We start from the raw sequence: 23,388 nt of genomic DNA on the forward strand, positions 1-23,388 counted from the left end.
CGGCGCTCAGACGGGGAAGGACCTCACCTCCGCCCGCAGCGCCAGCCCGGGGACCCTCGACCACAGCTCGGACTCGCCGGTCGCCGGGTCCCAGGTTCCGGCGACCGCGCCCCCGTGCAGGACGACCGGGGAGATCCAGCCCGCCGCCCTGCTGACCTTGGCGCGGTGCTCGGCGGGGATCAGGTAGGTCGCGTCGGTCCCCGCGCCCAGCACGTACTGGTCGAACGGGCCGAGAAGCCGGACGGCCCCGGACGGCTCGGCGGCCGTGAGCGCCTCGACGTGCCCGGTCAGCGCCCGCATCACGACGCCCTCCACGGACACCTCGGTCAGCTCGTCCTCCAGGGCGGCGAACCAGGACCGCACGTCGCCCTTGCGGCTCATCCGTCGCATGAGCCAGTTGTCGAACATGTCGGGTGTGGCCGGGCCGTGGGCGCCCAGGTAGGCGCGGAGCACGGTGCGGGCGGCCTCCTCGACGGGCGGCGCCGGACGCCATCCGGGCAGCGAGGCGGGACTGGTGAAGGTGATCCGCCCGCCCTGGGACGGACCGTGGCACAGCACGCCCCACCAGGCCAGCGGCTTGAGGATGCTGCCCCAGCCGCTGGACAGCGCCCCTTCGAGATGGGTGGAGCCGGTCTCGGCCAGGACCGCGGCGGTGAACTCGGCCCGGGTCAGCGGCCCCGACGGCAGCACGTCGGCCGCGACCTTCGCGATGGCCTCCACATCGGCGGGAGTCGCGCCCGAGGCCCTGGTCCAGGCGGGCTTCTCCCAGTTGCGGACCGTCGAGCACAGGGTCAGGTAGGCACTCGCCTCCTCGACCGGCAGCAGATGAAGCGTGCCCCGCATGGCCCAGGTCTTCACCAGGCTCACCCCGACCGCGTCTCCGGTGTAGGCGCCGCGGACCGCCAGGGACGTGGCGGCCGCCGAGGCCACCTGCGCCTGCACCCCGGCCAGCCGCCGGGCGACCACCGCGGGATCGGGCTCCGGAGTCAGGAGGAACTGCCGCTCCATCCGCCAGGCGAGGATCTGAGGCCAGGTCAGGGTCTCCATGGCAAGAACGTACCCAGACCGTGTGACACTTCGCATGATCGGTCCCGCAGCGGGCATGGTCACGCAGAAAGCGATCTTGAAGGAGGAGTCATGGCCGAACTCAGCGCAGAGGCGAAGGCGCTTTTCCAGCAGCCGATCCCGGGGTGGGTGACGACCCGGCGCAAGGACGGTTCCCTGCACAGCACCGTCGTGTGGGTCGACGCCGACGACCAGGGCGTCTACTTCAACACGGCCGTGGGCCGCGCCAAGGAGCGCCACCTGCGCAACGATCCGACGATCTCGGTGAGCGTGCTGGACCCGGCGAACCCCTACCACCTGGTGAGCGTGTCGGGCACCGCGACGCTCGACACCACCGACGCCGACGCCACCATCGACCGGCTGGCCAAGAAGTACATCGACGCCGACGTCTATCCCGGCCACACCCCGGACGAGCAGCGCATCAACGTCCGCGTCAGGGCCGACAAGGTCATCTACAACGGCTGAAACCTGACCCGGGTACCGGGGCTCAGCAGCGACGGCGGGTCCCGGTCCACGTCCCAGAGCGTCAGCGGGGTCCGGCCGAGCAGCCGCCACCCGCCCGGCGACGCCGAGGGATAGACCGCCGTGTACGGGCCCGCGACCGCCACCGATCCGGCGGGGACGCGGGTCCGCGGCGTCTCCCGGCGAGGGACGTCCAGGACGCCTCCGGTCAGGTAGCCGAAGCCGGGGGAGAAGCCCAGGTAGGCGACGGTGTACTCGGCCCCGCAGTGCCGCGCGGCCACCTCGTCCACGGTGAGCCCGGTCAGCCCGGCCACCTCGGCGAGATCCTCGCCGTCGTACACGACCGGGATCTCCACGAGTTCCCCCGAGCCCGTGAACTCCCCGGCGGACAGGCCGCGCAGCGCGCGTTCCAGCGCGTCCAGCGGCCCCGAGGCCACCACGAGGACGGTCGAGGCGCCCGGCACGACCTCCTCGACGCCCGGCAGCCCCGCGGCCCTGACGGCGGCGTCGAAGGCGTGCGGCACCGGCGTCTCCACGAGAAGCGCCCGGTCGCCCGCCCGCCGGATCTCCATCACGGGACCGTCCTCAGACGAACGGCGTCAGATGCACGCCCGCGTCGGTCAGCGCCGAGCGCACGCTCTTGGCCAGCTCCACCGCGCCGGGGGTGTCGCCGTGCACGCAGATCGACCTGGCCTGCACCGGCACGACCGTCCCGTCGATCGCCACGACCTCGCCCTCGACGGCCATCCGCACGGCCCGCGCGGCGACCTGGGCGGGATCACGCACCACCGCGACGGGGGAGCGGCGCGGCACCAGGGTCCCCTCGGCGGTGTAGGCGCGGTCGGCGTAGCACTCCGCGACGATCCGCATCGTCGTGGGCGCCTCCTCGAACAGCACCGAGCCTGGCAGGGTCAGCACCGGAAGCGTGGGATCGAAGTCGCCGACGGCCGCGACCACGGCCCGCGCCTGCTCCCTGTCGTGGACGATCCGGTTGTACAGCGCCCCGTGCGGCTTCACGTAGGAGACCCGCCCGCCGGCGGCCTTGGCGATGCCCTCCAGGGCGGCGATCTGGTAGAGGATCTCGGCCGTCAGCTCCTCGAACGGCACGTCCATGGAGCGCCGCCCGAACCCCGCGAGGTCGCGGTAGGAGACCTGCGCGCCGATCGCGACGTTCCGCGCGACCGCTCCCTCGCACGTCGTCCGCATGATCAGCGGGTCGCCCGCATGGAAGCCGCAGGCGATGTTCGCGCTCGTCACCACCGACAGCAGCGCCAGGTCGTCGCCGAGCTGCCACGCCCCGAACCCCTCGCCGAGGTCGGCGTTCAGATCCATCATCCGCAGATCCTTCACGGTCGGCCGCATTCCGTAGGCCACGGACGGTCCCGCGACGAGCCGGTCGTTCACTCGTAGACCTCCTCGCGGATCTCCCGGATCTCGGTGACAGGCGCCCACGCCTGGTACACGCCCCGGTCGAACCGCTCGAGCTTCAGCCGCTCGGCGACCGGCGCGCGGCCGCCGGTGTACTCCACCCGCAGCCAGCCGTCGTGCTCGCCGAGGATCACGAACGGCTGATCATTCCACAAGCAGCGGGTGACGACATAGTGCAGCCGGTCGAGCTCGTCGTAGGGGACCGTCTTGACGAACCTGCCCGGCAGGGCCGCCTTGAATCCGGCGAGCGGGACCTCGGTGTAGAGCCGTACCTCGTCGTGGGAGGGGGAGGCGGGGAACTCCTCGCCGCGCCAGACCGCGTAGTAGCCCTCTCTGATCTTGTCCATCAGACGCTCTTCCAGAGGGTCGTGTCGGCGTCGAAGACCGCTTCGAGCGTGCGGCGCCCCGACCGGTCGAACCGGTAGATCTCGGCGCCGTGCGGCAGCCGCTGGCTGTCGACCTTGAACTCGGGCACCGGGACGCCGTCGCCCGGCGCGAACCCGGTGCCGTCGAACGGCGGGTGCTCGACGACCCAGCCGCCGGGCATCGCGTCGGCGGAGGCCTCGTCGGGGCCGCCGTGCGGGGTGCGCAGCAGTTCCCCGGCGCGGGCGGTCCACCGCAGGACGTGCACGGAGTCGTCGGTCGCCGCGAACGGCGGGTCGGTGAGGCCCAGCGCGGCGTAGATCCGCTGCGGGGTCGTGAGGGCCATGACGTCCACGACCCGGTGCACGTATCCGGCGACCCTGTCGTAGCCGCCCTCGAGGTAGTGGACGACCAGCGGATGCGGCAGCACCTTCTGCATGACGCGCGTGTTGGGGGAGCCGCCGAGCAGCGCGAGGGTGCGGGAGTCGAGGTAGCCGGAGTCGGCGAGCCCGTCGTCGATGGCGAGCTGCCAGTGCGGCTGCGGCCAGGTCGCGGTCAGCGAGGCCAGGGTCGTCGTCCGGTGCGGCTCGGCGGGCGGCGCGGTGAAGGCCCGCACGTAGACGCCGTCCCCGTAGAAGACGGTCCCCGCGACGTACAGCTCGGCCTTCTGCAGCGCGGCGAGGTAGCCGTCGCGGTCGCCGTTGGCCTTGGCCTCCGACAGCCGGATCGCGGTGATGTTCCGCTTGGGCTTCGGCGCCTCGGCGACCGGGATCGACGGCGAGGACGCCAGCGCCGACAGGTCGTGCCCGGCCAGCGGCGGCGGGATGTGCTTGTCGGTGATCCGGGCCGGGTCGGCGGGCTCGATGCCCAGCTCGACCAGCGAGAGGAACACGGTGCCGCGGAAGGCCTCGTAGGCGAGGTCGGAGGGTTCCCCGGCCCCCTGGACGTCGCGCAGGGCCGTCACCATCATCGCCGAGACCTCGCGGAACCGCCCGGCGGGGGCGTTGCACGGCAGGTCGAAGGTCCAGTTGCCCTGCGGTTCGGGCCGTTCCCAGCCGACGCCGATCAGCCGGTCCTCGGCCTCCTCGGTGAACCGCAGGTGCCCGGCGAGGACGGCGCTGCTGACGGCTTCGGCGCGGAGCATCTCGCCGGTGCGGAACGCCTGCGTGTAGTGGCTGCCCTGGTGCCTCTGATGCACCACGAGCACCATCTGCGGGTCGAGTCCGGCCAGCTCGCGGGCCAGTCTCTCGGTGAAGTCGGTCCAGTCCACGGTGCGTCCGTCCTAGGCGCCGTCGGCGGGGACTCGGCTGGCCGCCCACTGCCCCGACGACGCGTCGTAGACGGCGGTCAGCTCGTCGCCCGAGAAGAGTTCGGCGCCGTGCGGCAGGCGGATCGGCCTGCCCGGCGCGGCCAGCCGGACGTCCCCCTCGTGCGGCCGCGAGGCCCCGTTGGCGGCCTGCACGTCGGGGAGGGGCAGCGGCGGGGCGGGCAGGACGGACGCGGGCAGGACGGACGCGGGCAGGACGGACCCGGTCGGGGGCCGGTCCTCCTCGGGGAACCGGTAGGCGGGGGAGAGCGGATCGTTCTCGGGCTCGCGCCCGTTGACCCGCGGCGGCGGGAGCTCGCGAGGGAACTCGCGGTGCAGATCGCGGGTGAGGTCGCGGTGCGGGAGGGCGCCGGGGACGAGCAGGTCCGGGGGGATCGGTCCAGTGGTGAGCAGATCGGTGATCGGCAGGCCGTCGGAGACGGTCGAGTGGGGCGAACTCCGCTGGATCGCGTCGAGGCGGGAGAGCATCGCGGCGTCGAGGCTGATCTCGCTCGGGCCGCCCAGATTGACGGTGAGCCGCCAGGCCGGATCCGGCCACGCGGCGGCGAGGACGGCGAGGGTCGTGCGGCGGTGCAGCCCGGCGTACCCGGCCGACATCAGGGCCTGGGGCGAGGTGAAGGCGGGCAGCAGGGTGACGCCGTCGCGGACCACGGTGGTGTGCTCGGTCAGCCCCGGGTCCTCGACGGCCGGTCCGCTGGCCGGGAGCAGGAGTTCCGCGTCGAGCAGCAGGTCGAAGTAGCCGAGGTGGTCGCCGCGTTCACGGGCGGCCAGCAGCTGCTGTTCGAGCGGTGCGGCGGCCACGGGAGCCGGGACGGGCGCGGCCCGCCGGGCGGTGACGCGGGAGGGGTCGGAGACGTCGATCCCCAGGCCGGCCAGCTCGATCAGGCCGGTCCCGTGCCGGTGAAAGGACTCGTAGACCAGATCGAGGGGCCGCCGGACGCCCTGGACGTCCCTCAGGGCCGTCACCATCATGTCGGCGAGCAGAGCGAACGCCCCGTGTCCCGATTCGGGGGGCAGCTCGGTCCACCAGTTGGCGGGCGGCCAGTCGGCCGTCGGGGGGCGCCAGCCCGCTTCCACCAGCACTTCCTCGTCCGCGGGGGTGAGGGTGAGATGGCCGTCGAGGAAGTTGTTGCTGACGGACTCGGCGTAGAGCCGGTCCGGCTCCCGCATGGCCTGCACGTAGTGGCGGCTCTCATCGCGCTCGCGGACGATCAGGATGGTGTCGCGGTCGAGGCCCGCAAGCTCTAGGGCGAAGCGCTGGGCAAACTCCGACCACTCCAAGGAGACCACTCCACCCTTCCAGGAACATCACCGGGAGACCCCCGCCGCGGCTCCACAGTCTAAAGGTCTTCCAGACGCAGGTCTCGGAGTGCCCGGCGGAGCTCCTGTCGATCTTCAGGGGTCTCGGCGAACAGCTTGACGAGCCGGTGCAGGATCTCGTGCCGTTCGTGGCCGAGGTCGAGCAGGGCCCGGGCGGTCTCCCACAGTTCGGGCGGATCGCCGTCCCACAGGCGCTTCGTCAGCTCCTCATGGGCGTCGAGGTGGTCTTCTTCGGCTCCGGGGTGCTCGAACTCGAGCATCCGGCGGCGGTCGTCCTTGGAGGTCGGGTCGAGCGCGGCGAGCTCGCCGGACAGGAACGGCAGCGCGAACGCCCGCCGGGGCAGCGCCTCGAGGTCGCCGTCGGGCAGGAGCTTGGCCACCAGGGCGCGGTCCAGGCCGAAGGTGGTCGGGTCGCGGTAGGCCTCACCGAACTTGTTGGTGGCGTCCCAGACGGCGTCCAGGGTGGCCCGCACGCCGACCTCGGGCAGCGAGGTGCGCCGGGACGCCCACCGCACCCACGCGGCCAGGACGTGCGGCATGGCGTCCTGCTCGCCCGGGGTGAGGAAGACCTTGCGGGGCAGCCAGTCCAGCAGGAACATCTCGCACTTGATCGGGGAGACCCGCAGCGGCCGCCCGAAGTCGCGGGTGCATCCGTAGGCGATGATCTTGTCGACGCAGGGGCCGGCGGCCGAGAGGTCCGACAGCTCCCCGGCGTCCTCGGAGGCCAGGAAGCGGGCGGCGAGGGTGGCCCTGCGGTCGGGGGTGTCGCGCGGCAGCGGCGGGCGGCGCCCGCCGGGCGGCAGGGCGCGCACCCGGGCCCGCAGGAAGGCGTGGTAGGAGCTGAAGGTGTCGCTGACCGGGGCGTCGGGGAGCGAGCCGGTGAGCTCCAGCGCGGGTTCGAGCCTGGCCCTGGTCTCGCGCGGGTCGAGCTCGGCGAACTCCATCAGCGGACTCTCGGCGGCCTCGGTGCGGCAGTGGTCGAGCAGCCGGTCGACGTGCGAGGAGACCCAGGCGTCGCGGACGAGCCCGGTCTCGGTCGCTCCGTCCCACCGGCCGCCGAGGTTGTTGTCGAGCAGGATCACCAGGGCGTGCCGTTCGAGGCCGCCGTAGGTGAAGGTGCAGATCACCGACTCCTGGTCGCCGTAGACGTCCTTGGAGACGTAGCACTCGCCGGGTTCGACCATCCCGACGCGGTCGGCCCAGCCGGGCCTGGCCACGCCGGCGTCGATCAGCTCGAGGGCGCCGCGCTCGGCGAGGGCCGCCTGGCGGGGCGTGCCGAGGTAGGCGACACCGGCCAGCAGGGCGAGCGCCGCGGGGGTGCCCTGGGAGACGGCATGATCGAGCAGGGCCTCCCCGATCACCTCCTCGACGTCGCTGTCGCCGAGACTCCTGCCGTACCAGGCGCCGAGGATCTCGCTGACGATCAGCTCGGCGTCCAGGGCCTCCCGGACGGCCAGGAGTTCCCGCGCGTGCAGCAGCATCGAGTCGAAGATGGCGTGAAGGTCATCGGACGGCGGACGCCCGCCGGACGGTCGCGGACGGCTGCGGGGACTCACATTCGGCAACCTTACCCGCACAGAGCGGGCAGGTTCCGGCAAGACCCGTCAGCAGGTCGAAGTCCCGTGCGTTTCGGCGTGAACCCGTCCGGACGGCGGTTCCGACTTCACCATTCCGGTCAGGTGCTCGCGCGCGATCCGCTCCACGAGCGCCGGGGTGGGGTCGAGCCCCAGATGGGCGACGCAGTGGTGGACTTCGGTCACACAGCTGGTCACCACGTCGGGGGACAGGGCGGAGAACTCGCGAGAGAGCCGGCCGGAGACGGGCTCGGCGAGCAATCGGGGCATGGGCAAGATCCCTCTTGATGGATTCCGTGGGGGTTCCTCGTCCATTCCATCCGGTTTGCTCCCGGTGTCAAGGCCTCGCAGGGGGTGATTGTCCGTTTACTTCCCGGAACCACTCGGAGTGATGTTCGGCGGCCCACTCAGGAGTCACGGAACCCGTCGTCATCCCCTCCAGGGCGCCCCTGTCCCGTACGGCGTACCAGAGGTGTCCCAGGAAGACCACGAAGATCCCTATGAACAGCCAGTCGTGGACGAAGGTCGCCCCGGTCCGCCAGTCGTCAGGCCAGGGGCTGGGGAAGGTCATGATGGTTCCGGTCGCCAGCATCACCAGGATCGCCCCGGCCGTGAAGGCCGCGTTGAGCTTCTGGCCCGCGTTGAATTTGCCGACTTCGACGATCCCGACTCCGCCGGAGGTGTCCCGGCGATCTTTTCGGCGCATCCACTCCCAGTCCCCGGGGGTGAACCGGTTGAGCCGGCGCAGGTCGTCGCGGAAGGCCCGGGAGATCCAGCCGAGCAGCATCGGCAGCGGCAGCAGGTACCCGGCCCAGATGTGGATCGGCTTGATCAGGTCGCGCCGCCCCACGGCCGTGGAGACCGGCGGGAAGTACAGGCACAGGGCCGTCGCCAGGCAGACGATCATCAGCAGGGCGGTCAGGTGGTGGATCGCGCGCTCGCCGCGCGAGAACCTAGGAAGTCGGCTCATCGTCGCGTCCGTTCGACTTTCCGACCCAGGCGTCGACGTCGTAGCCGCGCTTCTCCCAGTACCCGTCGGTGAGCTTGTCGGTGACCTCGATGCCGCCGAGCCACTTGAGCGACTTGTAGCCGTACATCGGGGCCACGAACAGCCGCACGGGCCCTCCGTGGTCGTGGGTGACGGGCCCGCCGAGCATCGAGGAGGCGACGATCACGTCGGGGCGCAGCGCCTGCTCCATGGTCAGCGACTCGTCGTAGGCCCCGTCGAAGGAGGTGATCATCACGCCCTTCGCGGTCAGGTCGGCGCCGACGGCCTTGAGCAGGTCGGGCAGCGCCACCCCGCTCCAGGCGACGTCCGGGACGCGCCAGCCGGTCACGCACTGGAAGTCCTTGGTGATGTTCGTCTGCGGCAGCACGGCGAGGTCGGCCATCGTGAAGGTCCGGGCGTTGGTGACCTTGCCCTTGACCTGGAGCCGGTAGGTCCGCTCGTCCCTGCTCTTCACCGACGACACGACCGAGTAGTACCGGAATCCGCCTCCCGCGGGCACGAAGTCCTTGACCGGCCCGAGCGCCCGGTCGACGCCGCCCTGCAGCTTGGCCCCGACGGCCACGCCGAGGGCCCCGAGCCCGGCCATGCCGAGCACCACCCGCCGGCCGACCGGCGTTCCCGATGATCCGTCCACCCTTCCATCAGACCAGCTCGCCGGTCCGCCGGATACCCGGCGCGACCCTCCGTAACAGATCCTTAAGGGTTGCCCCGGACCCGCGTCATGACGGCGGCCCGCCTGCGGCGCCCCCGTCCGATCGGCGATGATGGTCTCCTGACCAGGAGGAACGGATGCCCATCACCCTGCCGATCGACCCCGAGGCGAACGCCCTGCTCAACAGGGACCCGCTGGCGCTGCTGACCGCGATGCTGCTCGACCAGCAGATCCCGCTCGAACGGGCCTTCGCCGCCCCCTACGAGCTGACCCGCCGGCTGGGCCACGACCTGGACGCCGAGGAGCTCGCCTCCTTCGACCCCGACGCCCTCATCGAGATCTTCGGCCGCAAGCCCGCCCTCCACCGCTTCCCCAAGGCCATGGCCAAGCGCGTCCAGGACCTCGGCCGCGCCCTCGTCGACACCTATGACGGCAGGGCCGAGCGGGTGTGGACCGAGGCGAAGTCGGGGGCCGACCTCTACAAGCGGGTCGCGGCGCTGCCCGGGTTCGGCGACCAGAAGGCCAAGATCTTCGTGGCACTCCTCGGCAAGGGCCTCGACGTCCACCCCGACGGGTGGCGCGAGGCGGCCGGCCACTACGGAGAGGACGGCTCCCGCCGCTCCGTCGCCGACATCACCGACGAGGAGACCCTCCTCCAGGTCCGCACCTACAAGCAGCAGATGAAGGCCGCGGCCAAGGCCTGAGCGCGGTCTCGGCGGCCCGGAGCGATCTCAGCGGCCCAGCGCCCCGTCGAGGCAGCCCGCGTCGCGGCCCGTGATCCAGTCCTCCGCGTCGGGGGAGCCGCCCGGGTACCCGGCGGGCGCGCCCGTCCCGGCCGTGGTGGCCTTGCAGTAGGCGTCCATGGCCGTGACGTCGTCGGGGATGCCGGGATCACCCGGATAGCCGAACTGGGAGCCGATCTCGTGGCCCGCGGCGTAACCGCGGTCGTAGGCGCTGTCCGCGGTCGAGGACCGGCGGGTGATGGCCATCGCGGTCACGGCGACGGCCAGCAGGGTCATCGCGATGACCAGCCCGACCACCAGCCGGGCGCGGGGCGGTGCTCCCCAGTTCCAGGCCGGGGCCTCGGGTCGCCGCGCGGCGGGCAGGTCCGGTTCGGACATGGACTTAGTGTAACTTTTCGGACGGTCCGAGCCCTTCGCCGGGGAGGCCGGGGAAAGGTGACCGGAACGTATACCGGCGAGTTCGGAACACCGGCGGCGCGTCAAGGCCTAGGATCTCGGGGCGGCTCGTGCCATGGACGCCCGTCTAAGGGGACGCATAGGGTGTTTCCTTACAGGCAGGAGCCGAAGACAATCTCGACTCCGACCACTGTTGTGATGGAGGCGGGAGCGCTAGCCTGCTCCCATTCACCCATAGTGACGAAACTTCGCCTCGCAGTAGGGCCGATGAGGCACCGGATGCACCGGAGGTGGCGGCGATGAGCACGGATACGTCAGTGCCTCAGCCCCGTGTCCCCGGGCTCGACGCCTCGGACTCGGCCCTTTTCGCGACCCTGATCAAGGAATCCCCGATGGGATTCGCCTTCTTCGACTCCGAGCTGCGCTGCCGCCGGGTCAACGACATCCTCGCCGAGCTCCTGGGCGTCGCGGTCGAGGACCTGGTGGACCGCACGCTCGCCGAGGCGCTCCCCGAGGAGCCCGCCGCGGCGATGGCCGAACATCTCTCCGAGGTGGTCCGCACTGACCGTGCGGTCACCGACCGGGACCTGCGCTTCGAGGCCCCGGCCGGGCCCAAGGACACCTCGGGGGCGGCGCCGTCGCCCGCCGAGAGCCCCTGCTGGTCGACGAGCTGGTTCCCCTCCCACAACGCCGAGGGCGAGATCCTCGGGATCGCGCTGATCGCGGTGGACGTGACCGAGCGCCGCCTCGACGAGGAGCAGATCCGGCGCAAGGAGGAGCGGTACCGCTCCCTGGTCGAGGCCAGCTCGCAGATCGTCTGGGTGACCACGCCCGAGGGCGAGGCCAGCGACGACGCGCCCGAGTGGCGGGCCATCACCGGCCAATCCCTCGAGGAGTACCGGGCGGGCGGCTGGCTCGCGGTCGTCCACGAGGAGGACCGCTCGCGGGTCGAGGCCGAGTGGCTCCAGTGCCTCGACGACAACCGCACGTTCTCGATCAGCTACCGGGTCAGGACCCGCACCGGCGCGTTCCGGCAGTACGAGGTCCGCGCTGTCCCGATCAAGCGCGGCACCCGCGTGGTGGAGTGGGTCGGCGCCAACACCGACGTCACCGGCCAGCGCGAGGCCGACGAGATGCGCGGCCGCCTGACCGAGCAGCTCTCGGCCGCGGCCCTGCGCACCGCGCGGCTCCAGCAGGCCACGTCCATGCTGGCCGAGGCCCTGACCGTCGGCCAGGTCGTCTCGGTGATCACCGAGGTCGGGCGCTCGGCGATCGGCGCCGACCGCTCGGCGGTGGCCCTCCTGGACGACGACAAGCTCAAGCTCACCGTGATCACCCCGGGTTCGGGCGAGTCCGCCGAGCCGCCGATCACCTTCGGCGTCAACGCCGCGACCGTGATGTCGGTGGCGGTCAGGGAGAGCCGTCCGTTCCTGGCCGGGACCCCTGAGAACCTCCGCAGGCAGCTCGTCAGCGACGAGGTGGAGAACTTCCTTCTCACCACCGAGGAGCGGGCCTGGGTGGGTCTTCCGCTGCTCATGGCGGGTTCGGCGATCGGAGCGCTCAGGTTCGCCTTCACCCGCCCGCGGGAGATCACCGAGGAGGAGCGGGTCTTCCTGGAGGCCCTGGCCGGCCAGTGCGCCCTCGCCCTGGGCCGCGCCACGCTCTACGAGCGGGAGCACAAGACCGCCGAGATGCTCCAGCGCAGTCTCCTGCCCGACAGCCTCCCGCAGGTCCAGGACGTCCAGCTGGCGGCCCGCTACCACCCGGCGACCCGGCACGTCCAGGTCGGCGGCGACTGGTACGACGCCTTCCGGCTGGCCGACGACCGCCTCGCGGTGGCCCTCGGCGACGTCATGGGTAAGGGAGTTCTGGCCGCTTCGGTCATGGGCCGGGTCCGCAACGCCCTGCGCGCCCTCGCCCTGAACGACCCGAGGCCCGCGGCCGTCCTGGCGGGCCTGGACCGGGTCTTCAGCGCCACCGAGGACGAGGAGCAGTTCACGACCCTCGCCTACGCGGTCTTCAACCCCGAATCGGGGTCGTTCGTGGTGTCCAACGCCGGTCACCCACCCGCGCTGGTCGTTCGGCCCGACGGACCGCCTATCCTCGGTCTGGGCGAGCCCGGCACCCCCTTGGGCTGGCCCAGTCAGCGGCAGCAGGCAAGTTTTTCGGTTGAACCCGGCAACACTGTGGTGTTCTATTCCGATGGACTTGTGGAGAACCGTCGTCGTGGGGTGGACGCGGGCTTGGACGAGCTAGTGGTCGTCGCCGAGAACGCACCGCCCGAAGCCGTGAGCGATCCGGAGATTCTGGTCGACTACCTGGTCGATCAGATGCTCTCCGGGTATGACCATGACGATGACATCACGGTTCTCGCGCTCCATGTTCCAGCCAGAAACTCGGCGTAGTCCGTACGAAGGACCACTGGACGCCCCCTAAGGTGGTGTGTTACCGGGCTCCGGGTACGCTGCACTCCTCATGGGCCTGAGGCTTAGCCTCCCTCCCGATGGGGAGGGGTAAGGGTCTGTCGAAGCCACACGTTCGTTCGAGAGGTATTTGTGTCGCCTGCCAGTTCTACCTCGAAGCCGTCCGAGCTGCACGACCTGGTGATCGAGCAGCTTCTCGAGCGCGCGCGGTCCCAGGGCTACATCGAGGCCGACGACGTCCGCCGGACCTTCGAGGAGGCCGACATTCCGGTGTCGAAGGCCCCCGCCATCCTGCGGAGCCTCAGCAAGGAAGGTGTGACCGTCATGGTGACAGCTGCCGACTCCGCGGCGCCGAAGCGTCCGCGCAAGCCCGCCGCGCCCCCGCGCCGCCCCAAGACCGCGGCCGCCGCCAAGGAGAAGCCCGAGACCGTCACCACGACGGTCGAAGAGGCCTCCGAGGGCAACGGACAGGTGGAGGCTTCCCCCGCGAAGCCGCGCGCCGTCCGCAAGCCCAAGGCCGCGCCCGCCGCCAAGCCCGCCGCTCCCGCGGCGGCCGCCGCCAAGAAGGCCGCCCCGGCCAAGAAGGCCGGTGACGTCGACGACGAGGAACTCGAGGAGATCGAGGACATCGATCTCGAGGACCTGGTGGTCGAGGACGAGGTCGTCGTCGCCGAGGAGGTCGTCGCGGACGACTCCGACGATGACGAGGAGGACTCCGGCACCGGGGTCCCCAAGCCGCGCGCCGCGGGCGCCGAGGCCGCCCCCGCGGCCACGGGCGGCAAGGAGGAGGAGAGCTTCGTGCTCACCGACTCCGACGACGACGATGACGCCCCCGTGCAGCAGATCGTCGCCGCGGGCGCCACGGCCGACCCGGTCAAGGACTACCTCAAGCAGATCGGCAAGGTCCCCCTCCTCAACGCCGAGCAGGAGGTCGAGCTCGCCAAGCGCATCGAGGCCGGCCTGTTCGCCGAGGAGCGACTGGCCAACGAGGAAGGCCGCCTGTCCGAGGAGGACACCGAAGACCTCGAGTGGATCGCCGAGGACGGCCGCCGCGCCAAGAACCACCTGCTGGAGGCCAACCTCCGCCTCGTGGTCTCGCTGGCCAAGCGCTACACCGGCCGCGGCATGCTGTTCCTGGACCTGATCCAGGAGGGCAACCTCGGTCTGATCCGCGCGGTCGAGAAGTTCGACTACACCAAGGGCTACAAGTTCTCCACCTACGCCACCTGGTGGATCCGTCAGGCGATCACCCGGGCCATGGCCGACCAGGCGCGGACCATCCGCATCCCGGTCCACATGGTCGAAGTGATCAACAAGCTGGCCCGCGTCCAGCGCCAGATGCTCCAGGACCTGGGCCGCGAGCCCACCCCGGAGGAGCTGGCCAAGGAACTCGACATGACCCCGGAGAAGGTCGTCGAGGTGCAGAAGTACGGCCGTGAGCCGATCTCCCTGCACACCCCGCTGGGCGAGGACGGCGACAGCGAGTTCGGTGACCTGATCGAGGACTCCGAGGCGATCGTCCCGGCCGACGCGGTCAGCTTCACCCTGCTCCAGGAGCAGCTCCACTCCGTTCTGGACACCCTGTCCGAGCGCGAGGCGGGCGTGGTCTCCATGCGCTTCGGCCTGACCGACGGCCAGCCGAAGACCCTCGACGAGATCGGCAAGGTCTACGGCGTCACGCGCGAGCGGATCCGGCAGATCGAGTCGAAGACGATGTCGAAGCTCCGGCACCCGTCGCGCTCCCAGGTGCTGCGCGACTATCTCGACTAAGGATCGTTTTCGACCTAGATCACTGATCTAGGTCGAAAACGATCGAACACGGCGGGTCGTCCTTCGGTGGACGGTCCGTCGTTTTTATTCGGCTATCGCCGTTGGAACGGCAGCCCTTAACACGTAATTAACGTAGACGTACCTCCTGAAGTCCCGATTCTTCCTACTCTCGTCTGACATGGGAGTGATGGAGGTTGACCGGGTGCATCTTCAGGCCGCGGGGCAGCGCCCCCGAGCCGCATCCGTCGTCAGCGGCCGCCCGTGGCGGGATCCGGTCCTCGACCAGACCTGCGACGCGGTCCGCGAACGCTACCTGAGAGTCGCGGTCTCCGCCCTTTGGGAGACCCGAACCGATCCCGAGCAGCGATCGCTGCGCGTGGAGTACCTGGCCAAGTCCGCCGCCGGGTGGAGCAAGGGCATCGAGGCCCTGCTCGCCCAGGATCCGCACAACCCCGATCTCCACCTGTGGCTGGGCCGCACCCTGATCGAGGAGGCCTGGAAGATCCGCCCGGCCGCCCGGTCGCGCGCCCAGCAGGCCGGTGGCTACCAGGCTTTCACCAAGGCGCTTCAGGAGGCCCGCAAGCCGCTGAACACCGCCGCGGAGCTGTTCCCCGACGATCCGGTGCCGTGGGAGTCCATGCAGTGGCTCGCCCTCGGGCTCGAAACGGACGCCGACGACAAGGAGACCCTCTGGCGCAGGGCGTCCGAGCGGTGGCCGTCGCTGTACGGCGCGCACGTCGCCCGGGTGATCTCCCTGTCGCCGCAGTGGGGCGGCGTCGCGGAGGAGATGTTCGACTTCGCGCGGGTCGCGATGAGCATGTCGGGCCGGGACGACCCCCGGGCGGCGCTCATCCCGCTGGCCTACTTCGAGTACTTCGTTCAGGAACGGTCCGGGATCATCAGGGGCTCCTCCTCATGGTTCAGCGAGGAGGAGATCAGGGACGTCGAGGCGGCCGCACGCGGCTGGCACGAGGGCCCGCGGCCGCATCCGCGCACGATCGAGGCGCACAACCTGTTCGGGGCGGCCTTCCACCTCGGCGACGCCCGCAGGCCCGCCAGGAACCATCTCGCGCGGACACAGGGCAGGGCGGCCTCGCTCCCGTGGTCCTACATGGGCGGCTCGGCGATCGACCAGTACACCAAGGCCTGCCGGCACCTGAACCTGCTGGAGCACTGACGTCTATTCCTTGACGATCACTTCGATCGTTCCAAGGGAGACCTCGGTGGTGTGGCCCAGGGCCTCCAGTGCCTTGGCGAGCTCCTCCGGCGTCTCCGCCTCGACCTCGTTGAGCAGGAGGTCGCGGGCCACCGCACCGCGCGTGGCCTTGGCCATGTGGCTCACGACCGTCCGTCTGACCTGTCCGTTCACCACACTCTCGCGGAGCACGCGTACGCCCACGGAGGGCTGCTTCCAGGCGGCCGCGTACGGTGCCGACCGCATGTCGACCACGAGCCCCCGGGGGGCGAGGGTCCTGGTGAGCACGGGCCGCCAGGTCGCGGCCAGCCCGCCCAGCGGCGGGAGGGCGACGCCCATCGCCAGGCGGTAGGGCGGGATCCGGTCGTCCGGGGTCAGCACGCCCCAGAGGCCGGAGAAGATCAGTACTTTCGCGCGCGCCGCCTCGTCGAGGTCGTTGAGGCGCAGGTTGTCGTAGAGCACACCGGTGTAGAGATCGGACGCCCTCAGCGTGGGGGCCTTCTTGATCTCCCGGTTGCGCAGGACCGCGTCGCGCTGGCCCTCGGTCAGCCCCAGCACGTCCAGGGCCGGCCGCTGCGCGCCCTTGCTGACCTTGAGCAGGGCGGACAGCACCTTGCGCCGGGTCGGCGTGAGGGCGGAGTGGGACAGCCCCCCGAGGTCGAGCGGCTCGCCGTCGCCCTCGGTGGCCTTGCCCTCGGAGGGCGGAAGAAGAATCAGCACTCCGAGATTATGACGGCGGACCGCTCCACATGAGGAACGGTCCGCCGCTCTATTTGGTTCTGAGGAGGTCAGGCGTGGTCGTCGCCACGGAGCCTGTTCTCGATCAGCTTGTCGGTCTCGTCATGAATGTCAGCCCCCTTCGCACGGAGGTTTTCTCCGTACTTGCGGCCGTGGTGTGCGCAGAACAGCAGCTCTGCGCCGCCGGCCATGGTGGCCCGCACATACGCTTGGGCTCCGCAACGGTCGCAGCGGTCCTGAGCGTTGAGCGGCTTGGACGGGGCAAGGGTTCCTGTCACGGCACCTTCCTCTGTACTCGGGGGTCGGTACTTAGGAGAACATCTAACCCGACCAGGACGTTCCCAAAACCACTACCGCTACGCCGACAGCAGAACGCCCCAGAAGGTGACCGGAACCACACGCGTGCTCACTATGCGTCGTCCCGTCGAGCGGTCTCGCCACCGCGAGGGAGCGACCGGCGACGACGCTGGGCGGGAGCCCGATCCGGAGAAGGGCGCGGGCCCGGCTCAGCCCGTGGCCCAGGACGTCGAGGACGGCCCGGTCGAGGCAGGAGGAAGGGGGCCAGGTCGGAGACCGTCTGGAGCCATCGTGGGGCCGCGCCGAGGGGAGGGCGACGCCGGGGCTCACGGATCCGCCAAGCGCCTTAGCCCCGCTTAAGCCCCCGCACCAGGCCGCGCCATCCGCTGCGCGTGATCGCCAGTACGGTGCCGTCCGGGTGTTTGGAGTCGCGGGCCACGATGTGCCCGGCAGCGTCCGCCACCTCGACGCACTCGTCACTGTTCGCGCCGCTGAAACTGCTCTTCCGCCATCCGGCGTGGGGGTGGCTCGCCATGGCGTCGATGCTAACAAGGCCCGTCAGGCGTTCTTGATGCCGCGCAAGAGCTCGTTCCATCCGCCACGCGTGATCGTCAGGATGGTGCCGTCGGGGTGTTTGGAGTCACGGGCTGCGACCCGCCCGTCCGCGTCCGCGAGCTCGACGCACTCGTTGGCGTTGGATCCGCTGTAGGTGCTCTTACGCCATGCGAGGTGGGGGTGGCTCGTCATAGCGCTGATGCTATCCGGGCGAGCAGTTCGAGCGAGGGTTCTGGCGGCAGGGCGGCATCGATGACCTGTCGGGCGATGTCGGCGTAGAGGCGGCGATCGGCTTCCTGGACGAGAAACCGCGACTCGGCGGCGCTGGCAGGTACGGCGACGTTGAGCCGTCCGCGTGGTTTGAATGTGAGGATCGTGAACGCGCCATCGACGCCGGGGTGGACTCCTCCGCCGTGGGGGATGATCCGCAGTTCGATGTTAGGGCGTTGGGCCAATTCGTGGAGGTGTGCGGCCTGCTCTCTCATGACTTGGCTGCCCCCCACCAGGAGATGGAATACAGATTCGCTGATGACGGCCTGGAAGATCGTGGGATCGGGCCCGTGCAGAACCTGTTGGCGTTGTTTTCGCAGCTCCGCCGTTGCCTCATGAAGTGTGCTGTCCGCATCCGGGTTCATGCTAGTGACGGCGCGGGTGTATTCAGGTGTTTGCAATAGACCGGGTATCAGCTGAAGCTGGAAGCTGAAGATTCTCGAAGCGTCCGCCTCGAGTGACGCATAGTGGACGGCTGCGGCGTTGGCCATGCCTTCGAATGCCCTCCACCACGAGGGTAGGCGGCCTCGTTCTGCGAGGTGGATGAGGGATTCGTTGAGGTCGGCATCCGGGCAGTCGTAAAGGAGGAGCAGGCCCTTGAGGTCGTCGGAGCGGATGGCGGCGAGGCCGTTCTCGACGGTGCTCATCCAGCTCGGCGAATGGTGGGACTGGCGGGCGGCGGCTTTGAGCGTCAGGCCGCGCCGATCGCGCAGTCTGTTCAGCTCGTGGCCGATGAGGAGGTAGCGGCCCAGGGGGCGTTTGTCGTACGCCATGGCGACAGCTTGTCACGCTGTGTGGCGCGTTGGTGGCGGGATTCTCAGGTGATTTTTCGTGTTCCCGAACTTTCAGGTTCTCGACGGTTCGGGCAGGCGACTGTTGAGGTAGGCGCCGATCGCGTTGTGGGCGCAGTGGGTCGAAGTCACGCTCTCCCGTGAAGGGAATCGAGCGAAAAGGACCTCCTTATGCGGTACGCGGACGAGACGATCGTCGTCGGGACGATGACACTTCCGGGAACCGAGCGATCGGTGCGCAACGCGCGGCTGTTCGTCCGGGATCTGCTGCCCGTCGAATGGCCCGTTCGGGGCGATCTGGAACTGGTCTGCACAGAATTGTCCGCCAATGCGGTGCGGCACACGGCGAGCGGCCGGGGCGGCCATTTCTCCGTCGTGCTGCGGCGGTCGAGCGACCGGCTGATCGTCGAGGTCGTCGACGACGGATCCGGCGGGCGCCCGGTGCGGCGGACCCCGGCGGGGGAGCCGGGCGAGGGCGGACGGGGCCTCCAGCTCGTCAACGAGCTCGCGCTGAGCTGGGGCTACCGAACGCTCGGGTTCCGCACCTCGGTGTTCGCGGAGTTCGAGCTCCCCGCGCTGCTTCGCGAGCCGGTCCGCGGGTAGGCCCCCCAAGGGAACGATCTTGGGGGACGGCATGGCACTGCACGTGGTGGGCGACGACGACAGGCCGGACGACGGCGCGACCGACATGTTCGCCTCGCCGCTGAGCGAGCGGCTGCTGGCCAAACGGAGGATGCCGGCCGACCACTCGCCGCCCGAGATCGTCTACTCGATGATCCACGACGAGCTGCTGCTGGACGGCAACGCGGCCCAGAACCTCGCGACGTTCTGCACGACCTGGTCCGAGGACGAGGTCCGGCGCCTGATGGCCGAGTCCCTCGACAAGAACATGATCGACAAGGACGAGTACCCGCAGACCGCGGAGATCGAGTCCCGGTGCGTCCAGATCCTCGCCGACCTCTGGAACGCGCCCCCCGGAGCCCCCGCGACGGGCTGCTCCACCACCGGCTCCAGCGAGGCCGCCATGCTCGGCGGCCTGGCCCTCAAGTGGCGCTGGCGCAAGCGCCGGGAGGCCGAGGGCAAGCCCGCGGACCGCCCGAACCTGGTCTGCGGCCCCGTCCAGGTCTGCTGGGAGAAGTTCGCCCGCTACTTCGACGTGGAACTCCGCCAGATCCCCCTCGAGCCCGGTGCGACGGGCCTGCGCCCCCACCAGCTCGAAGCGCACGTCGACGAGAACACGATCGGCGTCGTCGCCATCCTCGGCGTCACCTACACCTGCGACTACGAGCCCGTCGCCGCCATCGCGGCCGAGCTCGACCGCCTCCAGCAGACCAAGGGCCTGGACATCCCCATCCACGTCGACGGCGCCAGCGGCGGCTTCGTCGCCCCCTTCCTGCACCCCGACCTCGCCTGGGACTTCCGCATCCCCCGCGTGGCCTCGATCAACGCCTCCGGCCACAAGTACGGCCTGGCACCCCTGGGCGTCGGCTGGATCATCTGGCGCGAGGCCGCCCTCCTCCCCGAGGAACTGGTCTTCCGCGTCAGCTACCTGGGCGGCGACATGCCCACCTTCGCCCTGAACTTCTCCCGCCCCGGCGGCGAGGTCATCGCCCAGTACTACCTCTTCCTCCGCCTCGGCCACGCCGGCTACCGCCGGGTCCACCAGGCCTGCGCCGACACCGCCGCCTACCTGGCCGCCGAGATCACCACCATGGGCCCCTTCACCCTCCTCTACGACGGCCAGGGCGCCCTCCCGGCGGTCTCCTACACCCTCACAGACCCGAAAACGGTGGGTTTCACCCTCTACGACCTCTCCGACCAGCTCCGCATGCGCGGCTGGCAGGTCCCCTCCTACCCCCTCCCCCCGTCCCGCTCCGCAACCGTCATCCAGCGCGTCCTCATCCGCCACGGCACCACCCGAGACCAGATCTCCCTCCTCGCCGCCGACCTCCGCCACGCCCTCACCCGCCTCACCACCCCCACCCCACCCGACCCCGACCGCTCAGGCTTCCACCACTGATCCATATCCGTACATTTGCGGGTGAGAGCCGACTTCCGGCTGCTCTAATGGCCGTCCACCCCCGGCCGTGGAGCGCCCATGCCCGATTCCCCCGCCACCGAATTCGAGATCACCGACGACCTCATAGCCGAGGCCGTGGGCCGGGTCCTGGACGGCTACGTGCCGGGAGAACTCCCGGTGGAGGCCGACTGGCTGTGCCAGGAGGTGGGCAAGGCCCGCGACCGCATCGAGGACGAGACACGGTCGGAACGGCGGGAGTTCGCGGAAGCGCTCCGGCGGAGGCAGGCCGGTATCTGGGCGTGGCGGCTGCTGGGCATCGCGGGATGGAAGCGGTCCTTGAGCCTGCTTCTGGTCCTCATCCTCGCAGTGGCGGCCATCGCGGTCAGTATCTGGTGGCTTGCGTTCGTCGAGGACGACCTCGCGGCGCCGCTGTCGCTGGCCGTCATCATCACCAGCGCCCTGTTGATCATCGTGGTGGGTCTGGGGGTCGCCACTCTCGGGCTTGGCTCCAGGTTGCTCAGGACGGAGACCGAGTCAAGGATCGCAGGGGCCCTGGCCCTGGTGACTGAGGCGACCCTTCTGCGCGCTCAGGAGATCACCCGGGCGACGATCAACAGCCGGATCGGGGACGAGGACTCCAGGGGCGCGCTCCTGTACGAAACCGACTCGAGCGGCCTCGTCGAGACGACCACCCACGCGATCGTCGATTCAGACGGGGTCTCTGACCTCGAGCGGTTCGTCCGTGAGCACTCCACTTCGGCGATCGGCATCGCTGGTCCCCGCGGCTGCGGCAAGACCACGATCATCAGCCGGCTCACCGACCTTGACGGGTATCTCGGCGTCTACATCAGGGCTCCGGTCTTCTACGAGGCCGCCGACTTCGTCAGGGTCGTCCACGCCGAAGTCGCCCAGCAAATCCTGCGCAGCGGCGGTGCCCAGGAGCAGCGGTTCGAACACCGTGGGGTCGAACGTCTCTTTCGCAAGCGGATCGTCCTCGGTCTGGGTTGCTTCGCCACCGGCATCTTGACGATCACCCTGAACATGACGACTGGGGTGCCCAAGTGGATGCAGGGCGGAGGGGGAGTGCTGGGCGCCACAGGCCTGGCGCTCGGGCTGGTCGGTGTGCTCGTCTTCCTTTCGAGCTCCATGAGCATCTGGACGTCCTTCTCGAAGCTCATGCGCCCCGGCGAAGCGAGCGGGCGCAAGGACATCGCGCGTGACGAACTGCACGCGCTGAAGTGGAAGACCACCCTCCAATCAAAAGACAAGCTCGCATTCAAGATCTTCTCCGCCCTCTCGCTGGACACCGAGGAGCAGGTGGGCAGGGACCAACGCGAACGCAGCCATCCCGAGCGGGTCGCCGACCTGCGCGACTTCCTGCTGCGGCTGCGCTTTCTCCCCGACCGCACGCCGGTGATCATTGCCATCGACGAGCTGGACAAGATCGCTTCGCCGGAGAAGGCGATCGAGGCCGTCAACGGGCTGAAGGATCTCTTCCACATCAGCGACACCCATTTCGTGGTGTCGGTGAGCGAGGACGCCCTCGACAGCTTCGCGCTGCGCGGGGTGCCGGTGCGGGACGTGTTCGACTCCTCCTTCGACACCGTGATGCGTGTCCGGCCGTTCACCCCGGCCGACTCCTGGTCGCTGCTGCGCCGCCGGGCGCCCCTGTTCAACGAGTGGGCGGCCCTGCTCTGCCATGTGATCGCCGGTGGCCTTCCCCGCGACCTCGTCCGGGCCGCCCGGCGCTGCGTGGAGCTCTGCACACGGAACGGAGGGCCGCTGCCCGTCGCCGAACTCGCCGCGGGGCTCGTCAAGGACGAGGCGCTCGACGTCGTCGAGGCCGCGATCCGGCGGACGAGGACCGGTGGCGAACCGAGCCGCTGGCTGATGACCTCCCGGCGCAGGATCGACGAACGCGGCCTCACGTCCCTGACCCCGGACGAACTGTTCGCCGACTGGATCGGCGGTGCGACTGAGCCGGGGGCGGCGGTGACGGAGCCGACCCCCATCGAGACCGACGTCGGCGTCCTGCTGCTGATCATGATCACTACGGCCGACCTCTTCGCCGTGACCAGGACCTCGGAGGACTGGCGCGACTTCGCCGTGCGGTCGGCCGCCGACCTCGAGCGGCTCGCCTCGGCGCGTGCCTCCCTGGCCGTCTCCCACGTCGACGCCCTGGACCGCCTTGTCAGTGTCCGCGAGGAGGTGGGCCTTGCTCCGATCCCCGCGGAACTGACCGCACGGCTGAGAGCGCCGGCTCCGGCAAGGGAAGAGGTCGGTGAGAGAGGAGCGCCATGCCGACTGTTCGCGAACGGATCCTCGAGGAGCTGAGGACTTCCAGCAGGCCGCTGGACGACGACGAACTGGCGCGGCGGCTGGGGATCAGTCCTCGGCAGAGCGTCAACCAGGCCTGTCGGCGGCTTGAGGCGGCCGGGCTGGTCCGGCGGTTCACCGGGCCCGATCTGAAGATCGTCAATGAGCTCGTCCGGGGTGGGAGCGGAGCTGCGCCGGTGGATCCGGAGGAGATCGTCGCAGTTGAGGCCGCGGCGCGGGCGCCGGGGGACGGCGCAGAGCAGCGGCGGGCCGAGGGCCTCATGCTGCGGCTGCTCGGGGGAGCGCTCGGAGTGGGGCTTGCGCCTCGCCGGTTCGTGCTCGGCGGGGGAGCGCGGGCCGAGGTCGACGGCGTCGATGAGGGCGTCACTGTGCTGGTGGAGGCGTGGGCGCATCAAGGGCCGCCGAAGACCGGGCAGAAGCACAAGGTACTCGCGGACGCGCTGAAGCTCCTCTACCTGTCCTCGAACCTCGGGACGTCGCCGAGGCTCATCCTGTGCCTCGGCGATCCCGAAGCGGCGGCCGCGTTCACCGGGACGAGGACGTGGGCCGCCTTGGCGCTGCGGGATCTGGGCGTCGAGGTCCACACCGTCGTGCTACCTGACGACGTCAGGGCCGCTCTGCGGGCCGCGCAGAGGCGCATGTACCGGTGACGG

At 70.2% G+C, this 23,388-nt stretch carries 25 protein-coding genes; 9 read left to right on the forward strand and 16 right to left on the reverse strand.

Going from position 1 to position 23,388, the window contains the following annotated elements; genetic code table 11:
• Positions 1-6 precede the first annotated feature (6 nt).
• The gene (locus ABD785_RS30165; protein ID WP_344835170.1) at positions 7-1,047 is read right to left on the reverse strand and encodes a winged helix DNA-binding domain-containing protein; all 1,041 of its coding nucleotides are present in this window, start codon (positions 1,045-1,047) and stop codon (positions 7-9) included.
• Positions 1,048-1,137: 90 nt separating this feature from the next.
• Between ABD785_RS30165 and ABD785_RS30170 the strand changes: the two genes are divergently transcribed.
• Entirely contained in the window at positions 1,138-1,530 is a 393-nt protein-coding gene (locus ABD785_RS30170) for a PPOX class F420-dependent oxidoreductase (protein ID WP_344835172.1), read from the forward strand.
• On the opposite strand, the gene ABD785_RS30175 is transcribed toward ABD785_RS30170, so the two are convergent.
• The 9 genes from ABD785_RS30175 to ABD785_RS30215 all read right to left on the reverse strand — a co-directional run bounded on the left by ABD785_RS30175 (position 1,518) and on the right by ABD785_RS30215 (position 9,182).
• On the reverse strand, positions 1,518-2,099 hold the full coding sequence (locus tag ABD785_RS30175; protein WP_344835302.1) for a 5-oxoprolinase subunit B family protein: 582 nt from the start codon (positions 2,097-2,099) through the stop codon (positions 1,518-1,520). The genes ABD785_RS30170 and ABD785_RS30175 overlap by 13 nt on opposite strands.
• Positions 2,100-2,112: 13 nt before the next feature.
• Positions 2,113-2,862, reverse strand: a complete 750-nt coding sequence (locus ABD785_RS30180) for a LamB/YcsF family protein (protein ID WP_344835304.1) — start codon at positions 2,860-2,862, stop codon at positions 2,113-2,115.
• Positions 2,863-2,927: 65 nt separating this feature from the next.
• Positions 2,928-3,302, reverse strand: coding sequence for a hypothetical protein (locus ABD785_RS30185; protein ID WP_344835174.1), 375 nt, complete (start codon positions 3,300-3,302; stop codon positions 2,928-2,930).
• Positions 3,302-4,588 (reverse strand): TY-Chap domain-containing protein, encoded by a 1,287-nt coding sequence (locus ABD785_RS30190; protein WP_344835176.1) that lies wholly within the window; start codon positions 4,586-4,588, stop codon positions 3,302-3,304. Before ABD785_RS30190 ends, ABD785_RS30185 begins: the two co-directional genes overlap by 1 nt.
• A 12-nt stretch (positions 4,589-4,600) precedes the next feature.
• Positions 4,601-5,935, reverse strand: coding sequence for a TY-Chap domain-containing protein (locus ABD785_RS30195; protein WP_344835178.1), 1,335 nt, complete (start codon positions 5,933-5,935; stop codon positions 4,601-4,603).
• Between the two features lie 50 nt (positions 5,936-5,985).
• A complete protein-coding gene (locus ABD785_RS30200) occupies positions 5,986-7,446 on the reverse strand; it encodes a hypothetical protein (RefSeq protein ID WP_344835179.1) in 1,461 nt (486 codons plus the stop codon).
• 123 nt (positions 7,447-7,569) lie between these two features.
• Positions 7,570-7,809, reverse strand: a complete 240-nt coding sequence (locus tag ABD785_RS30205; RefSeq protein ID WP_344835180.1) for a hypothetical protein — start codon at positions 7,807-7,809, stop codon at positions 7,570-7,572.
• Positions 7,810-7,876: 67 nt separating this feature from the next.
• Entirely contained in the window at positions 7,877-8,509 is a 633-nt protein-coding gene (locus ABD785_RS30210; RefSeq protein ID WP_344835182.1) for a formate dehydrogenase subunit gamma, read from the reverse strand.
• Complete coding sequence (locus ABD785_RS30215; protein WP_344835184.1) at positions 8,493-9,182, reverse strand: molybdopterin-dependent oxidoreductase; 690 nt, start codon at positions 9,180-9,182, stop codon at positions 8,493-8,495. The genes ABD785_RS30210 and ABD785_RS30215 overlap by 17 nt, the downstream gene beginning before the upstream one ends.
• 155 nt (positions 9,183-9,337) lie before the next feature.
• Here ABD785_RS30215 and ABD785_RS30220 point away from each other — a divergent pair, with 155 nt between their 5' ends.
• Complete coding sequence (locus ABD785_RS30220; protein WP_344835186.1) at positions 9,338-9,904, forward strand: HhH-GPD-type base excision DNA repair protein; 567 nt, start codon at positions 9,338-9,340, stop codon at positions 9,902-9,904.
• Between the two features lie 27 nt (positions 9,905-9,931).
• Here ABD785_RS30220 and ABD785_RS30225 read toward each other — a convergent pair whose 3' ends face one another.
• The gene (locus ABD785_RS30225; RefSeq protein WP_344835188.1) at positions 9,932-10,321 is read right to left on the reverse strand and encodes a hypothetical protein; all 390 of its coding nucleotides are present in this window, start codon (positions 10,319-10,321) and stop codon (positions 9,932-9,934) included.
• Positions 10,322-10,638: 317 nt separating this feature from the next.
• Between ABD785_RS30225 and ABD785_RS30230 the strand changes: the two genes are divergently transcribed.
• The 3 genes from ABD785_RS30230 to ABD785_RS30240 all read left to right on the forward strand — a co-directional run bounded on the left by ABD785_RS30230 (position 10,639) and on the right by ABD785_RS30240 (position 15,709).
• A complete protein-coding gene (locus ABD785_RS30230) occupies positions 10,639-12,744 on the forward strand; it encodes a SpoIIE family protein phosphatase (RefSeq protein ID WP_344835190.1) in 2,106 nt (701 codons plus the stop codon).
• Between the two features lie 150 nt (positions 12,745-12,894).
• On the forward strand, positions 12,895-14,532 hold the full coding sequence (locus ABD785_RS30235) for an RNA polymerase sigma factor (RefSeq protein WP_344835192.1): 1,638 nt from the start codon (positions 12,895-12,897) through the stop codon (positions 14,530-14,532).
• 202 nt (positions 14,533-14,734) lie between these two features.
• Positions 14,735-15,709: a hypothetical protein gene (locus ABD785_RS30240; protein WP_344835194.1), complete on the forward strand. Its 975-nt coding sequence runs from the start codon at positions 14,735-14,737 to the stop codon at positions 15,707-15,709.
• Between the two features lie 3 nt (positions 15,710-15,712).
• Here the strand turns inward: ABD785_RS30240 and ABD785_RS30245 are convergent, their stop codons facing one another.
• The 5 genes from ABD785_RS30245 to ABD785_RS30265 form a co-directional block, all read right to left on the reverse strand.
• The gene (locus ABD785_RS30245) at positions 15,713-16,447 is read right to left on the reverse strand and encodes a YaaA family protein (RefSeq protein ID WP_344835195.1); all 735 of its coding nucleotides are present in this window, start codon (positions 16,445-16,447) and stop codon (positions 15,713-15,715) included.
• A gap of 68 nt (positions 16,448-16,515) precedes the next feature.
• On the reverse strand, positions 16,516-16,743 hold the full coding sequence (locus tag ABD785_RS30250; RefSeq protein ID WP_344835196.1) for a DUF7455 domain-containing protein: 228 nt from the start codon (positions 16,741-16,743) through the stop codon (positions 16,516-16,518).
• Positions 16,744-17,108: 365 nt separating this feature from the next.
• Positions 17,109-17,357, reverse strand: coding sequence for a DUF397 domain-containing protein (locus ABD785_RS30255; RefSeq protein WP_344835197.1), 249 nt, complete (start codon positions 17,355-17,357; stop codon positions 17,109-17,111).
• Complete coding sequence (locus ABD785_RS30260; RefSeq protein WP_344835198.1) at positions 17,321-17,509, reverse strand: DUF397 domain-containing protein; 189 nt, start codon at positions 17,507-17,509, stop codon at positions 17,321-17,323. The genes ABD785_RS30255 and ABD785_RS30260 overlap by 37 nt, the downstream gene beginning before the upstream one ends.
• Positions 17,506-18,360 (reverse strand): helix-turn-helix domain-containing protein, encoded by an 855-nt coding sequence (locus ABD785_RS30265; protein ID WP_344835199.1) that lies wholly within the window; start codon positions 18,358-18,360, stop codon positions 17,506-17,508. The genes ABD785_RS30260 and ABD785_RS30265 overlap by 4 nt, the downstream gene beginning before the upstream one ends.
• 189 nt (positions 18,361-18,549) lie before the next feature.
• Here ABD785_RS30265 and ABD785_RS30270 point away from each other — a divergent pair, with 189 nt between their 5' ends.
• The 4 genes from ABD785_RS30270 to ABD785_RS30285 all read left to right on the forward strand — a co-directional run bounded on the left by ABD785_RS30270 (position 18,550) and on the right by ABD785_RS30285 (position 23,385).
• Positions 18,550-18,981, forward strand: a complete 432-nt coding sequence (locus tag ABD785_RS30270) for an ATP-binding protein (RefSeq protein ID WP_344835200.1) — start codon at positions 18,550-18,552, stop codon at positions 18,979-18,981.
• Between the two features lie 31 nt (positions 18,982-19,012).
• Entirely contained in the window at positions 19,013-20,398 is a 1,386-nt protein-coding gene (gene gad, locus ABD785_RS30275; RefSeq protein WP_344835201.1) for a glutamate decarboxylase, read from the forward strand.
• Between the two features lie 78 nt (positions 20,399-20,476).
• Positions 20,477-22,732, forward strand: coding sequence for a P-loop NTPase fold protein (locus tag ABD785_RS30280; protein ID WP_344835202.1), 2,256 nt, complete (start codon positions 20,477-20,479; stop codon positions 22,730-22,732).
• Positions 22,696-23,385: a winged helix-turn-helix domain-containing protein gene (locus tag ABD785_RS30285; protein WP_344835203.1), complete on the forward strand. Its 690-nt coding sequence runs from the start codon at positions 22,696-22,698 to the stop codon at positions 23,383-23,385. The genes ABD785_RS30280 and ABD785_RS30285 overlap by 37 nt, the downstream gene beginning before the upstream one ends.
• Positions 23,386-23,388: the final 3 nt, after the last annotated feature.

The organism is Actinocorallia longicatena, from assembly GCF_039534125.1.
In the GTDB taxonomy this organism is placed as follows: domain Bacteria; phylum Actinomycetota; class Actinomycetes; order Streptosporangiales; family Streptosporangiaceae; genus Actinocorallia; species Actinocorallia longicatena.

Excerpts from the sequence above, each read along its gene's own strand:
- ABD785_RS30180 (WP_344835304.1), bottom strand. The coding sequence starts at position 2,862 with ATGATGGATCTGAACGCCGACCTCGGCGAGGGGTTCGGGGCGTGGCAG.
- gad (WP_344835201.1), top strand. The coding sequence starts at position 19,013 with ATGGCACTGCACGTGGTGGGCGACGACGACAGGCCGGACGACGGCGCG.
- ABD785_RS30260 (WP_344835198.1), bottom strand. The coding sequence starts at position 17,509 with ATGACGAGCCACCCCCACCTCGCATGGCGTAAGAGCACCTACAGCGGA.
- ABD785_RS30165 (WP_344835170.1), bottom strand. The coding sequence starts at position 1,047 with ATGGAGACCCTGACCTGGCCTCAGATCCTCGCCTGGCGGATGGAGCGG.
- ABD785_RS30225 (WP_344835188.1), bottom strand. The coding sequence starts at position 10,321 with ATGTCCGAACCGGACCTGCCCGCCGCGCGGCGACCCGAGGCCCCGGCC.
- ABD785_RS30210 (WP_344835182.1), bottom strand. The coding sequence starts at position 8,509 with ATGAGCCGACTTCCTAGGTTCTCGCGCGGCGAGCGCGCGATCCACCAC.
- ABD785_RS30185 (WP_344835174.1), bottom strand. The coding sequence starts at position 3,302 with ATGGACAAGATCAGAGAGGGCTACTACGCGGTCTGGCGCGGCGAGGAG.
- ABD785_RS30205 (WP_344835180.1), bottom strand. The coding sequence starts at position 7,809 with ATGCCCCGATTGCTCGCCGAGCCCGTCTCCGGCCGGCTCTCTCGCGAG.
- ABD785_RS30265 (WP_344835199.1), bottom strand. The coding sequence starts at position 18,360 with ATGGCGTACGACAAACGCCCCCTGGGCCGCTACCTCCTCATCGGCCAC.
- ABD785_RS30175 (WP_344835302.1), bottom strand. The coding sequence starts at position 2,099 with ATGGAGATCCGGCGGGCGGGCGACCGGGCGCTTCTCGTGGAGACGCCG.
- ABD785_RS30220 (WP_344835186.1), top strand. The coding sequence starts at position 9,338 with ATGCCCATCACCCTGCCGATCGACCCCGAGGCGAACGCCCTGCTCAAC.
- ABD785_RS30280 (WP_344835202.1), top strand. The coding sequence starts at position 20,477 with ATGCCCGATTCCCCCGCCACCGAATTCGAGATCACCGACGACCTCATA.
- ABD785_RS30285 (WP_344835203.1), top strand. The coding sequence starts at position 22,696 with ATGCCGACTGTTCGCGAACGGATCCTCGAGGAGCTGAGGACTTCCAGC.
- ABD785_RS30170 (WP_344835172.1), top strand. The coding sequence starts at position 1,138 with ATGGCCGAACTCAGCGCAGAGGCGAAGGCGCTTTTCCAGCAGCCGATC.
- ABD785_RS30255 (WP_344835197.1), bottom strand. The coding sequence starts at position 17,357 with ATGGAACGAGCTCTTGCGCGGCATCAAGAACGCCTGACGGGCCTTGTT.
- ABD785_RS30270 (WP_344835200.1), top strand. The coding sequence starts at position 18,550 with ATGCGGTACGCGGACGAGACGATCGTCGTCGGGACGATGACACTTCCG.
- ABD785_RS30230 (WP_344835190.1), top strand. The coding sequence starts at position 10,639 with ATGAGCACGGATACGTCAGTGCCTCAGCCCCGTGTCCCCGGGCTCGAC.
- ABD785_RS30200 (WP_344835179.1), bottom strand. The coding sequence starts at position 7,446 with ATGCTGCTGCACGCGCGGGAACTCCTGGCCGTCCGGGAGGCCCTGGAC.